We start from the raw sequence: 11,874 nt of genomic DNA on the forward strand, positions 1-11,874 counted from the left end.
CCGCCCTCAACCGCCGCCCACCAGCACCCGGTCCGGCGTGATCGGCAGTTCACGCTGCCGGGCGCCGGTCGCGTGGTGCACGGCGTTGCCGATGGCGGCGGCCGTTCCGACGATGCCGATCTCGCCGATGCCCTTGCTGCCCATGGGGTTGAGGTGGGGGTCGTCCTCGTCGATCCAGTGCGCCTCGATCGCGGGCACGTCCGCGTGCGCCGGTACGTGGTAGCCGGCGAGGTCGCGTTCCACGAAGTCACCGAAGGCGGGGTCAAGCGTGCTGCCCTCGGTGAGGGCCATCCCCAGGCCCATCGTCATCCCGCCGATGAACTGGGAGCGTGCGGTACGGGAGTTGAGGATGCGGCCCGCCGCGTAGACACCGAGCAGGCGCCGCACGCGGACCTCGCCGGTCACCGTGTCGACACCGACCTCGGCGAAGTGTGCGCCGAAGGCGTGTCGCGCGTAGGCGCTGTCGGCGTCGGCGCGGCCCGCCGTGTCGGCCGTGGCAACGAGCCCGGAAGAGGGGATCCGCCCCTTGCGGTCGGCGAGGTCCGCCGCCAGTCGCGTACAGGCCTCGTGGACGGCCCAGCCCCAGGAGGCCGTGCCGGAGGAGCCGCCCGCGAGTGAGGCGGCGGGGAGGTCGCTGTTGCCGACTTCGGTGCGCACGCGGTCCAACGGGACACCGAGCGCGTCGGCGGCGACCTGGGCCAGGACGGTACGCGCGCCGGTCCCGATGTCGGTGGCGTTGACCCGGACGACGAAGCTGCCGTCCGCAGCGGCGTGGGCGCTCGCGCGCGACGGCGCCACGATCACGGGGTACGTCGCCGCGGCCACGCCGGAGCCGACCATGACGGGTCCCTCGGCGCGCGAGCGGGGGCGCGGGTCACGTGCGGACCAGTCGAAGCGGCGGGCTCCCTCGCGCAGGCATTCGGCGAGGTGGCGGCTGCTGAAGGGGCGGGAGCTGTCGGGTTCGCGCTGGGTGTCGTTGCGCAGCCGCAGTTCGACGGGGTCGATGCCGAGGGTTTCCGCGAGTTCGTCCATCGCCGACTCCAGGGCGTACATGCCCGGCGTCTCCCCCGGTGCGCGCATCCAGGAAGGGCTGGGCACGTCGAGCGGGACCACCCGGTGGGTGGTGCGGCCGTGCGGCGAGGGGTACATGACGCGGGTGGCGGCGGCCGCCGTCTCGACGAACTCCTTGATGCGGGAGGTGTGCGAGGTCACCTCGTGAACCACGGAGGTGAGTGTGCCGTCGGCCTCCGCCGCGAGCCGTACCCGTTGCACGGTCGGCGAGCGGTGGCCGACGACGGCCGCCAACTCCCGCCGGTGCAGGACGAGTTTGACCGGCCGCCCGGTCACGCGGGAAGCCATGGCGGCGAGCACCACGTGCGGCCGTGGTGTGCCCTTGGAGCCGAAGCCACCGCCGACGTGTTCGGAGACGACCGTCACCTGGTCCTTCGACAGCTCGAACAGGCCGGCCAGGACGTCGCGCACCGTGCCGGCGCCCTGGCTGGAGTCGTACACGGTGAGCCGGCCGTCCTCCCAGTGGGCGGTTGCCGCGTGCGGTTCCATCGGGTGGTTGTGCAGCGGCGGCACCCGGTAGGTGACGTCGACCCGGGCGTCCGCGCGGGCGTACGCGGCGTCGGCGTCGCCGCGTACGTGCTCGCCCGAGGTGCCGTCGGAGTCCTCGGGAACGTAGGCGTCGGAGTGGTCGGCGGTCAGGGTGACGTCGTGGGGTTCCTCGGCGTAGGTGACACGGACGGCGGCGGCTCCTTCGCGTGCCGTCTCCAGGCTGTCGGCGACGACGAGGGCGACGTACCAGCCGCGGTGCGGGACCCGGGTGTTCTGGAGCACCCCGAGCGTCGGGTCGTCCGGTTCGGCCAGGCGCGGCGCGTTGAGGTGGGTGAGGACCGTGACGACACCGGGCAGTGCCCGCGCCGCCGTGTCATCCACGGCGGTGACCTCACCCCGTGCCACACCGGCCGGCACCGGCCAGGCGTAGGCGCACCCCTCGGGGGTGTGTTCGGCCGCGTAACGGGCGGCCCCGGTCACCTTGGCCGGGCCTTCCCTGCGCGCGGCAGGCGACCCGAGAGCGCTGGTGGTGTCCGGCATGATTCTTCTCCCTGGAGAGCACGGGTGGTGAGGCTGCCTGGGGTGTCGGTCAGGAACGTGCGGGCGGCGTCAGGCGGCGCAGCATGTCGCACGCCAGATTGCGGGCGAGGCGCACCTTGAACGCGTTGTCGCGCAACGGTTCGGCGGCCGCGAGTTCCGCGTCGACGGCCCTCTCGAACGCCTCGTCGTCCGCGGCCTCGCCCGTCAGTGCCTGCTCGGCGCGCAGGGCCCGCCAGGGGCGGTGCGCCAGGCCGCCGAACGCGATGCGGACCTCGCGCACCACGGCGTCCTCCACCCTCAGGGCGACGGCCACCGAGGCGAGCGCGAAGGCGTACGAGGCGCGGTCGCGCGCCTTGCGGTAGGCGGAAGGCAGCCCGGCGGTGGCGGCCGGGAGCAGAACGCCGGTGACGAGTTCCCCGGGCGCTATCTCTGTGTCCAGGTCCGGACGGTCACCGGGCAGCCGGTGGAACTCGGCCGCGGGCACCGTGCGCCGACCTGCCGCGCCATGCAGCTCCACCTGGGCGTCGAGTGCGGCGAGCGCGACCGCCATGTCCGAGGGGTGGGTGGCGATGCACTGCGGCGAGTGCCCCAGGACCGCGTGGTCGCGGTGGACGCCGTCGCGCGCCCCGCAGCCGGTGCCGGGCTCGCGTTTGTTGCAGGGTTTGCCCAGGTCCTGGAAGTAGGGGCAGCGGGTGCGCTGAAGGAGGTTGCCGCCGGTCGTCGCGATGTTGCGCAGCTGCCCGGAGGCCCCCGCGAGCAGTGCCTGCGACAGCACGGGATAGCGGGCGCGCACCGTGGGGTGGGCGGCGAGGTCGCTGTTGCGGACGGTCGCTCCGACGCGCACGGATCCATCGGCGAGCTCCTCGACCGCGTCCAGCGGAAGCCCGCTGACGTCGACCAGCGTTCCGGGCGTCTCCACGCCCAGCTTCATCAGGTCGACGAGGTTGGTGCCACCGCCCAGGTAGCGGGAGCCGGGGTGACTCGCGTGGGCCGCGGTCGCCTCGTCGACGCTGTGGGCCCGTACGTACTGGAAGGCTTTCATCGGGTCACGTCCTCGACGGCCTCGACGATGTGCGGATAAGCGCCGCAGCGGCACAGATTGCCACTGAGCCGCTCGCGGATCTCGTCCCTGCTCAGCGCGACGGGATCGCCCGGCTCCGCGCCCGGATCCGTCACGTACGAGGGGTGGCCCGCCTCGGCCTCGGCGATGGCACCGACGGCCGAGCAGAGCTGGCCGGGCGTGCAGTAGCCGCATTGGAAGGCGTCCCGGGCGAGGAAGGCGCGCTGGAGCGGGTGCAGGTGACCTTCACGGTCGTCGCCCACGCCCTCGCCGTCTGGGCCATCACCACCGTCGTCGGCACGCAGACCTTCGACCGTGGTGATGTCGCATCCCTCGTGGGCCACGGCCAGCAGCAGGCAGCTGTTGGCGCGGCGCCCATTGACGAGCACGGTGCAGGCGCCGCACTGACCGTGATCGCACCCCTTCTTCGCGCCGGTCAGATCCAACCGCTCGCGCAGGGCGTCCAGCAATGTGGCGCGGTGGTCGACCGTGAGATCGCAGCCCTTGCCGTTCACGGTCAGCGACACTGCCGAGTGGAAGGCACCGGTTGCCATGGGCGCTCTGCTCCCTCGTCCGACGTCCGAAACGCGGCCTGGTCCACGACCCCGCGTATCCAGCCTGGGCCAGAACACACACTCCGGCACGCGGAGGACGCGCCGTGCGTGGGCCCCCCGGCCGCCCCGGCGGACCCTCGCCTTCAAGACACCTCGAACTCTTCCGGGTCCGTTGCCGCGCCCTCGTACGGCAGGCCGACGTCTGTGCCGTTGTCGATCAGGGCGCTGGCCACCCATGGGACGGGGAGCTGGGGGTAACAAACCGGGCTCGGATGTGAACGTGAGCGCAAGGAGTCGAATAGGTGCATCGGCCCGAGTGGGGAGCAACAGAAAAAGGGCCGTTCGAAAACGGCCCTTCACCTGCGACGTTCGATCGTTCGAACTTGTCGGGACGACAGGATTTGAACCTGCAAACCCCTTGACCCCCAGCGCTCCCGCCTTCTCCCATGTCAGCTCCAGTGCGACGTTGAAACCTGCCCGCAGCGACTACACGGACGTTCACGGAACTACACACCCAAGCCCAGAGAGTTCGACGCTCTCGACAGAAGTTCCTGGCTACTGGATTCGGTACGCACCTTCAGCGGACCACCGAGTCCTGCATCACTCCGATGCACCCCCGGGCGGTCGGCCAGTATTGCGAGTACTGCGCGCCACTGCGCCACGCAGAGCACTGTTGGCGAACACTGACAGCAGTACGGTCTCAAAGCTTGCCCGTGATGACTCCCCGCCATGTCCAACCCGCGCCCAGCACAATCTTCTGCAGAGGATCCTTCAAGTCGGAAGTGTCAAAACTGAACGTCTCAGTCGCCTCGAGACCACCGTCCGCACCCCCGCCCAGCGTCCAGCGCTTCGAAGTCGTCTGCACCTGGCCACGCTGGCTCTCGGCCGAGAGCGCCAGCGTGGGGACACCGCCGGCCCATGCAACCTCGTACTGCTGGTCGAGGGAACGCACTTCACTCTTCTCCGGCACCAACCGCATGCGCACCTGAAAGACTCGGCTCACCTCGGTACGCACGAAGAACGTCTGCCAGGCCGGGTCCGTGATACGCCACTCCGCGACCAAATCCGCACCCTCATCACGGCCGTTCCGGATGACATACGGGACGTCGAGGCGGTTCAGACCGAGCAGAGCTTCGTGCACCTCGGTGGCGGATCGTGGAGCCACTCCCTCGGCGGGGCGCTTGGTTCCGGTCAGCTTGTCGAAGAGTCCCATGAAGTCAACCTTTGAGGCGTCGGATTGGCGGTGCAAGATCAGCTGCTGTCGCGGCTGATCTACGAAGTGGCAGCAGAGTCCGGACGAACGGTGCGCACGAAGTCCCGGAAGTCGTCGAGAACAGCGGGGTGTTGCGACGCTGTAGCCGTCAACACCAGGCGGACCACCGCCCGCTTACGCGGATCGTCATCATCCAGCATGGCCAGGTACACCTGGGATTGGAGGAGTTCGCGAGGGGCTCCGCCAACGTTGGCGGACACCGCCAGTGTCTGTGTGAAACCTGGTGCCTCCGCAGAACCCAGCTCACGGTCTCCGGTGACCACGACCGTCGTAGCAGCCTGGCGCAGACGCTCCACCGACTCATGAGCGATCTCCGACAGCGTCGACTCATCCGGGCGGTATTCGCCATCGATCGTGATGTTCGCGGTGAATCCGCTGTCCGCGTGCGGATACAGCGCGACGAAGGCAGCGTCCGCTGCACCAACGTCATCCGGTGGTGCAGCGTGCCATCCGTCCGGCAGCTCGAACTCGATCGGAACGGGCAGGGTGCTGGCCATAGAGGGCCCTCCTCACGGGGACGGAATACCTGCTTCAGGGGCTGGGCGGAAGTGTTCATCAGAACACGCTGCCGACCGCATCTCCGATCGCCCCAGCCGTATCGCCCACGACATCCGCGGCGTCGCTCGCGGTGTCAACGATCTTCCCCGGGTCAATAGTGGCTTCGAAGCCGACCTCGCCACCGAGCCCAACGGCAACACCCACCGTGGTACCGATGTGCCACTTGCCGTCTTCGCCCTTGCCCAGGGTCGCATCAGCTGCAGCTCCGACGCCTGCCCAGCCCTCCGCCGTCGCTCCTGCCCCGATGCCGCCAAGGTCCGCCCCGCCCGCGGCACCGGCCTTCGCTCCCGCGAAAGCTTCCCCACCAGCATGCACGCCATCGAGCCCTACCCCGGCGCTTGCCCCGGCTTCGGCACCTGCCTTCGCTTCCGCTCTCCCATACACCCCGACAGGACCGGCGTCTGCCCGGCCGTTGGCGGAGGCTTCACCGCCTACGAAGGCGCCAGCCTCCCCCTTGATGCCCTCGTGCGTGATTCCACCGCCCGCGGAGACCTTGGCGCCCACGTAGGCTTCGGCCGCTCCCTGGAGTTTCATGGAGCCGTTGGTGAGTGAGCCCTCCGATGTGGCGCGGCCGAGATCGGCGTGGGCCTCGGCCTCAGCGAGCTTGCCCGCACCTGTGTCCGGGCCTTTGGCTGAGGCGTCGGCGCCGAGCCCAGAGGTGTCGGAGTCGCCGTCAGCAACCCAACCATCCTTCTTCGTATGGCCACTCTTCTTCCGCTCGGCCGCACGCTTGGCCCCGGCGTCATCGAGAGAGGTGACGACGTTGGCGTTGAAGCCGCTTCGGCTACCTCCAAGATCGCGCCGCAACGCCCAGCAGGCGACCTCGTCGGCCTCGGCAGCACGCTTCAGGACGCGCTTGATGCCGGAGGCGAACGCCTCACAGGCTTCCTGCTGTTCGCGAATCGCGGCCTGGCCGTCCGGGTCGTGGGGCACCCGCGTCTTGGGACAGGTCATCGCGCGGAGTAACGACGCCGGTGACGCTGACGTAGAGGTTTCGTTCCTTGGCTTCGACATCAGCCAGATGATGAAGGTCATCCTTGGCCTTCTTCAGGTCGGCGTGCAGCGAAAGGAGGACCCCAGCAATGCCTTTCGCCTCTGTGTGGGCACGCTCGAACTGCTGCTGGGCAGCGCGTACGTCATTGCTGGCCTTCGCCGCCGTCACCATGGGCTGGGACCAGCCGGCCTGCCTGAACGGGGCGGACACCTGCTCCTCGTACGCGGTGTGCAGCCCCTTGAACTTGGCGGCGGTCTCCTCCCAGCGTTCAGCCGCTGCTTTGAGATTGCCGAGGTCAAGGTGGAACAGCTGATCGTATGTCGGCATGAACTCGGCGTATCCCCTATGACTTCTGGATTCTTCTTAGGGTGTCGTGAGACTTCTGGCCCTACGGCCGCCCTCTCGCTTATCCGAACGGCGAAGGCTCGCTCGGCAGTGAGGAAGTCATGATTCTCGTGTTCGTGGCCTCGGTTCGCTGGTACAACGTGCCAGTTTCTGTGCACCGGCCCGCGAGGCTGTTGCAGTCGGCTACAAGCGCCGACACCTGAGCCGACCAGGTCTCCGTCAGGGCGGACAGAGCCGTTCCCAGCCCGCCCTCCCAGTTACCTGCGTCGAAGTTCCGCGAAGCGGAGTGCGTCTCGCCCACCGGATGCGCGCCCACGGTCCGGGCCGACCCCGCGATCTCACGGGCACCGCTGCCAGCGCGGTTGAGTGCAGCGGGAATCTCGACTTCCGTCCCAACCGCCATATATCTCCCCCATGCCCGCGACGCCCCTTTCAGGACAAGAGGCGCATGTATTTCGCCATCTCACGTCGGCTCAAGGGAGTGTAGAGCACCAGCGTGACGTCGTCCGCGGCATGGGTTCCCACGCCCCGGACGGTGGCCAGCGAGGACGCCTGCAAGGCCAAGGAGGTCGCCCCCGCTATAGGAACGGCATCGACACTCGATGGAGTGACTGAGGCCGGCGACGGACGCGGGATGGCTGTTCGCCTGTCTGGCCCTGGGTAGTGCCCTTGCCGGTGCACGATTCGGCGCCCGCCCCGGCGCGGGCAATCCGACCAAGGGCTGTCTCACCGCTTTCGCCTGGCTCGCCCTCGCGCTGGCTCCCCTGGCCGCTGCCACGGCACCGTCTCTCCTGGTGATCCTTCTCATCAGTGCAGGCGCCGCGTTGGCGCCCCTGACGATCTGCCTGTTCGCGCTGCTGGACGCCCATACACCACGCCAGGCAGCAGTCGCCTCGATGATGTGGTTGGTCGCAGGAGAAGAGCTCGGAATCACCGCTGGGACCCTGGTGGCAGGGGCACTGGCACAGCAGACCGGTGCCGGGCTGGCCCTCCTCACCGCGGCAGCCGGCGGCGGACTCGGCGCCCTCGCTCTCGCCATCCGCAAGGCCGACCTGGCTCCTACAAGCAAAGTCCCCGCTGTCTGACAGGACCACCGGGGTCGGATCCGCACTCGGAAGGCGGCGGAAGCGGCGGAAGCGGCGGAAGCGGCGGAAGCGGCGGCACCACGATCACCCACTGGATCGCCGAAATGTGCTGGCCCAGCCCCCACTTGTCAGCTCGCTCCGCCACCGGCCTGACTCGCCCGCCACTCCGGGGCCTCGGCCGTGTCCTGGAACTCCAGCAGATGCTCTCCGGCGAACCGCTGGAGAGCATCGCGCACCTCGACCGGAGCGACGTAGAAGAACTCACGACGTCGGTTGACCCGGTTGACTCGGCGCGACTCGAACTCCTGGTGCAGACGGCGTTCGAGTCCGACGGCGTCCTCGCTGAAGATGAGGGCATGGACGTCGAACCGGAAGGGGACGGAGGCGTCGCCGAGTTCGTTGACCCGGTCCATCGGGTCCAGGCGCCGCGTCAGACCGATCTTGACCATGCGCTCGCCGAACGCACCGAGGTTGGAGATGACGTAGACGTACCCGGCACGGATGTTGGCCTCGCGCGCGTCGACGGCGTCGAGCTGGCTCCCCAGCTCCTCCAGCTTCTCCTCAAGTTCGGCCATGGCGGCTGGATCGGCCGTTCCCGCACGCAGCCGACGCAGCGCGCTCTCGTAATGACTGCGCTCCTTCTCCAGGCGCTGGCGCTCGCGCTCCAACTCGCGCTGCAACCGCTCTTCCTCACGCTGCTGCGCGCGCAGTTCGCGTTGCTCCTCCTTCTCGATCTCCTTCCTCGTGACGTAGTCCGCCGTGAGCTCCAGCTCCTCGACCCGGAGCCGGTGGTACTCGTCGCTGATGCGAATCTGCATCGTGGCGCCGAGCCTGGCGATCGTGTCGCGGGTCTTGTTCAGCCGATCGATCAGGGAACTCAGGCGGTGCGGCTTCATTCCGCGCACCGCGTTGTCCGCCTCCGCGTTGTAAGCGCGCAACATCAGCTTCGAGAAGTCGCGGACCATCTTGCGGCCCTGCGCGACGGAGCCGTTGACCGTCCAGTCATGTGCCGCGAGCGCAGCTCGGTTGTCCCTGGCCAGCTGCTTGTGGTGCGCCTTGAGGGAGTCCAGACGGTTCTTGTACGCGACCGCGTCCGCCAGGGGATGGCGATATTCGTAGATGCCCGCTTCCTGGAGCATCTGCATCTCGTCGGTGACCACAAGCTGCCGCTGCGCCTCCGCCACCCGCTGTTCCGCTTGCGCCGCCTGCCCGGCCAGGGCGTCGGCCCGTCGGCGTACGTCCACAAGGGACTGGGCGGCCCGCTCGGCCGCGTGTTCCACCTTGGCGTCCAAGAGGGCGTCGATGCGCTCGATCTCCCGGGTCTTCTCCTCGTGCACTCGCTGGAGCCGCTGCTGCTCAGCGGCGATCTGCGTGGCGTCGGCCCCCATGACCCGGCCCAGTTGCTCGGTCAGGTGACGTTTGTCCTCCTGCAGCGCCCGGATCTGGCTGTCTGCCTGCGCCAACTGCTCGGCACGGCGTACCGCTTCGGCCTCCGCCTGCTTGCGACGCCGCCCGAACAGCCCTCCCCCGCCGGTCGCAGAATCGGCCGCGTCGCCGTAGGGGGACTGCTGAGGGGCACGGGGAGCGGGCTCGCTCGGCTGTGCCGTCGGGCCTTCTGGTACCCAGAGCTGCCATCCCGGCGGTATGGGCCACGCCGGATCCGGCTGCCAGCCAGGAGGAGGTGTCCAGCCCTCGGGCGGTCGGGGCCAGGAGGGCGGAGGATTGAACCGGTAGGCCATGGTCAAGCGGCTCCTGCAACACAACTGGTGGACATGGGCGAACAAGATGACCGACCTGTCCACGATGCCGGGAAGGCCGGCCAATGGCTTGAGGCGAAGGCAACCCACGGGACGGGACCTTCGCCCTCCCGGGCGCGCCCTCTACGTCACATCGGCGCGGGGCTTGCCCCGCCCCATGGAGCACCTTGCGTCGCGCCATTCTCTGCCCGCGCCCCGAGCACCGGCAAGGCCCGTGACCGCGCGAGGCCCGCACCCGAGCCTCCGAATCGCGGTCCGGGCAGGCTTTCCGGGCACGACGACAAGTCGCTTGCCGTTGCGGCACAACGCCACCGCCCACACCGCTGCACAAACAAGCCGACGTCTCTGTCGGGACGACAGGATTTGAACCTGCGACCCCTTGCCCCCAGCGGTCGCTCCCGGCTCCCCCTTGGAAGCTCCAGTGCGCCGTTGAAACTATCCCGAAGCGTTTTCACGGTTGTTCACGGCAATACACACCCAAGGCTTAGATTTCGACGCGCTCGCCAGAAGTTGCAGCGCCCTCATAGCGCATCGCGGTCAGGGTGCAGCAGAGGCGAGGTAGGTATGCGTGCGGGTGACCTCTACCTGACCAGCCGTGAATTCGAGAAGCGACCCGGGTCCACGCGCAGAAAATCTCAGCCTTCCATCGTTACCACCGGACATCAGTACGGTCTTCTGTGCCGGTGCGTTCCACCCTGTGACACGAAGCTGCGACGCTGCATCGAACTGCAAGTAGAACTGGAAGGTATTGAAGTCCTTGGTCTGCCATTCAAGGTGTGGACGTGCTGGGAGATGTGAGGTCTCGAATCCCAGCGTCACGGAGCATGCACGCTCGTCGATGTGGACGTAGTAAAGACCGCAGCGATTCAGTTCTGGCGGGGAGTCGTACAGGTCCATGATGGCGGACGGTTCGGAGAGGAACCGGACCCAACCGTCAGCGCGCATAGAAGATCTTTTCGTAAGGGCGAGGAACAGTCGCAAAGAGGCGCGTGTCGACCCTCCCCAGGAACCTGTGGGGGACTTCATCGGATCCATCGGACTCGACACGAAACGCACTGATGTGACTAATATCCACAGATTCGTGACCCCTGAAGTCGAGCGAGACCCCAGCGCCACGCACTGACACGTCAAGCATCCAAGGAACCTCCGCAGATGCAGCGTTGAGACGGGCTCGCGTCGGCGGGGTCCAGTCTTGCAAGCTGAGTTTTTCGACCGCCGAGAACCGAATGTGACACTGCACCACATCGCAGCCATTCGCCACCCAGTCCTCAGGGGGCTTTTCAGGAAACTCTGAGAGGTCGACACGAAGTTTGAGTGACGGCCCCCACAAGTCGACATTGATCGAGCGGAGTCGAAATTCATCGAGCCGCGGAAGTCTTCCATAGAGGCGACGTAGCGGATCAGGGTCTACTGGAATTAGTTGCACGGTCATAGCAGTAGTGCTCTTCAGCTCCGGGGACTTGTCCATTGCGGGTTTCGCCGAACGGTCACACTTGCACGTGTGCGGGTTGATGGTCTGGCGTTCTGAGTTCCTGGCGACCAGGATACTTCTGTGTGGCGGATCCGGCCGGAAGTTCTCATCCGGAGGGCCTTTCCCGCCTTGCCACTCCGGGGTCGTCGCTTTCCAGCTGCGCCAGCGCACCGCCGAACTCGAACTGCCCCGCACCAGCCTTCATAACCTGCGCCACTCCAACCTGTCGACCGCCCCGGGCGGCGGCAGGGGCTGCCGCACAGCATCCAAGGCCGCCTCACGCACGAGGCAATCCAACTCCCAGGCCAGGAGGGTATTGCCATGGGAGTTGTCGCACCTCGGGACGACCAGGCGCCCGTATACGTCTGCGATCTGGAACGCCTCGTTCGTACTGACCGTCCTGGAGACAGAGTTGATCAGACACGACCTCGCTCCCCTGTCCGATCGCCTGCCGGGCGGTCTGCCACCGATCTGCGCCCCACTCGTCCTGCACCGGCACGCCGAGCCCTTCCGCCCCGGCGGGCGGGCGGCCCTTGAGTCTGTCGCCGAGTGGTACGGCATCCCCCACAACCATCCTGGTGATCCCGCATGCGACGCGGAGACTTCTCTCGTCCTCGCGCAGGTCATCGCGGCCTGCCACTCCGACGTCGGACGCCTGTCACGGCCCGCCCTCCACC

The 11,874-nt window shown here is 68.0% G+C and carries 12 protein-coding genes; 1 reads left to right on the forward strand and 11 read right to left on the reverse strand.

The window, feature by feature from the left end; genetic code table 11:
- Window positions 1-6: 6 nt before the first annotated feature.
- From OKJ99_RS19145 to OKJ99_RS19180, 8 genes are all read right to left on the reverse strand, one after another.
- Window positions 7-2,100 carry a xanthine dehydrogenase family protein molybdopterin-binding subunit gene (locus tag OKJ99_RS19145; RefSeq protein WP_326017898.1) on the reverse strand — a complete coding sequence of 698 codons (2,094 nt, stop codon included), beginning with the start codon at window positions 2,098-2,100 and terminating at the stop codon, window positions 7-9.
- Window positions 2,101-2,149: 49 nt separating this feature from the next.
- Window positions 2,150-3,142 carry an FAD binding domain-containing protein gene (locus tag OKJ99_RS19150; protein WP_326017900.1) on the reverse strand — a complete coding sequence of 331 codons (993 nt, stop codon included), beginning with the start codon at window positions 3,140-3,142 and terminating at the stop codon, window positions 2,150-2,152.
- Window positions 3,139-3,714: a 2Fe-2S iron-sulfur cluster-binding protein gene (locus tag OKJ99_RS19155; RefSeq protein ID WP_326017901.1), complete on the reverse strand. Its 576-nt coding sequence runs from the start codon at window positions 3,712-3,714 to the stop codon at window positions 3,139-3,141. Before OKJ99_RS19155 ends, OKJ99_RS19150 begins: the two co-directional genes overlap by 4 nt.
- Window positions 3,715-4,414: 700 nt before the next feature.
- Window positions 4,415-4,927: a hypothetical protein gene (locus tag OKJ99_RS19160; RefSeq protein ID WP_326017902.1), complete on the reverse strand. Its 513-nt coding sequence runs from the start codon at window positions 4,925-4,927 to the stop codon at window positions 4,415-4,417.
- Window positions 4,928-4,986: 59 nt separating this feature from the next.
- Complete coding sequence (locus OKJ99_RS19165) at window positions 4,987-5,484, reverse strand: hypothetical protein (protein ID WP_326017904.1); 498 nt, start codon at window positions 5,482-5,484, stop codon at window positions 4,987-4,989.
- Between the two features lie 58 nt (window positions 5,485-5,542).
- Complete coding sequence (locus tag OKJ99_RS19170) at window positions 5,543-6,499, reverse strand: hypothetical protein (protein WP_326017906.1); 957 nt, start codon at window positions 6,497-6,499, stop codon at window positions 5,543-5,545.
- On the reverse strand, window positions 6,423-6,866 hold the full coding sequence (locus tag OKJ99_RS19175) for a hypothetical protein (protein ID WP_326017908.1): 444 nt from the start codon (window positions 6,864-6,866) through the stop codon (window positions 6,423-6,425). Before OKJ99_RS19175 ends, OKJ99_RS19170 begins: the two co-directional genes overlap by 77 nt.
- A gap of 79 nt (window positions 6,867-6,945) precedes the next feature.
- Window positions 6,946-7,287, reverse strand: a complete 342-nt coding sequence (locus OKJ99_RS19180) for a type VII secretion target (RefSeq protein WP_326017909.1) — start codon at window positions 7,285-7,287, stop codon at window positions 6,946-6,948.
- A gap of 391 nt (window positions 7,288-7,678) precedes the next feature.
- Between OKJ99_RS19180 and OKJ99_RS19185 the strand changes: the two genes are divergently transcribed.
- Window positions 7,679-7,969, forward strand: a complete 291-nt coding sequence (locus tag OKJ99_RS19185; RefSeq protein WP_326017911.1) for a hypothetical protein — start codon at window positions 7,679-7,681, stop codon at window positions 7,967-7,969.
- 128 nt (window positions 7,970-8,097) lie between these two features.
- Here OKJ99_RS19185 and OKJ99_RS19190 read toward each other — a convergent pair whose 3' ends face one another.
- The 3 genes from OKJ99_RS19190 to OKJ99_RS43760 all read right to left on the reverse strand — a co-directional run bounded on the left by OKJ99_RS19190 (window position 8,098) and on the right by OKJ99_RS43760 (window position 11,194).
- Window positions 8,098-9,708: a DUF4041 domain-containing protein gene (locus OKJ99_RS19190; protein ID WP_326017913.1), complete on the reverse strand. Its 1,611-nt coding sequence runs from the start codon at window positions 9,706-9,708 to the stop codon at window positions 8,098-8,100.
- A gap of 555 nt (window positions 9,709-10,263) precedes the next feature.
- Window positions 10,264-10,623, reverse strand: a complete 360-nt coding sequence (locus tag OKJ99_RS19195) for an Imm50 family immunity protein (protein ID WP_326017915.1) — start codon at window positions 10,621-10,623, stop codon at window positions 10,264-10,266.
- Window positions 10,624-10,660: 37 nt separating this feature from the next.
- Window positions 10,661-11,194 carry an Imm50 family immunity protein gene (locus tag OKJ99_RS43760; protein ID WP_407700719.1) on the reverse strand — a complete coding sequence of 178 codons (534 nt, stop codon included), beginning with the start codon at window positions 11,192-11,194 and terminating at the stop codon, window positions 10,661-10,663.
- Window positions 11,195-11,874: the final 680 nt, after the last annotated feature.

The organism is Streptomyces endophyticus (assembly GCF_035798155.1).
Taxonomy (GTDB): domain Bacteria; phylum Actinomycetota; class Actinomycetes; order Streptomycetales; family Streptomycetaceae; genus Streptomyces; species Streptomyces endophyticus.

What these genes read in the sequence shown, in the direction of transcription:
- OKJ99_RS19145 (WP_326017898.1), bottom strand. Translation starts at nt 2,100, where the DNA reads ATGCCGGACACCACCAGCGCTCTCGGGTCGCCTGCCGCGCGCAGGGAA.
- OKJ99_RS19150 (WP_326017900.1), bottom strand. Translation starts at nt 3,142, where the DNA reads ATGAAAGCCTTCCAGTACGTACGGGCCCACAGCGTCGACGAGGCGACC.
- OKJ99_RS19155 (WP_326017901.1), bottom strand. Translation starts at nt 3,714, where the DNA reads ATGGCAACCGGTGCCTTCCACTCGGCAGTGTCGCTGACCGTGAACGGC.
- OKJ99_RS19160 (WP_326017902.1), bottom strand. Translation starts at nt 4,927, where the DNA reads ATGGGACTCTTCGACAAGCTGACCGGAACCAAGCGCCCCGCCGAGGGA.
- OKJ99_RS19165 (WP_326017904.1), bottom strand. Translation starts at nt 5,484, where the DNA reads ATGGCCAGCACCCTGCCCGTTCCGATCGAGTTCGAGCTGCCGGACGGA.
- OKJ99_RS19170 (WP_326017906.1), bottom strand. Translation starts at nt 6,499, where the DNA reads ATGACCTGTCCCAAGACGCGGGTGCCCCACGACCCGGACGGCCAGGCC.
- OKJ99_RS19175 (WP_326017908.1), bottom strand. Translation starts at nt 6,866, where the DNA reads ATGCCGACATACGATCAGCTGTTCCACCTTGACCTCGGCAATCTCAAA.
- OKJ99_RS19180 (WP_326017909.1), bottom strand. Translation starts at nt 7,287, where the DNA reads ATGGCGGTTGGGACGGAAGTCGAGATTCCCGCTGCACTCAACCGCGCT.
- OKJ99_RS19190 (WP_326017913.1), bottom strand. Translation starts at nt 9,708, where the DNA reads ATGGCCTACCGGTTCAATCCTCCGCCCTCCTGGCCCCGACCGCCCGAG.
- OKJ99_RS19195 (WP_326017915.1), bottom strand. Translation starts at nt 10,623, where the DNA reads ATGGACCTGTACGACTCCCCGCCAGAACTGAATCGCTGCGGTCTTTAC.
- OKJ99_RS43760 (WP_407700719.1), bottom strand. Translation starts at nt 11,194, where the DNA reads ATGGACAAGTCCCCGGAGCTGAAGAGCACTACTGCTATGACCGTGCAA.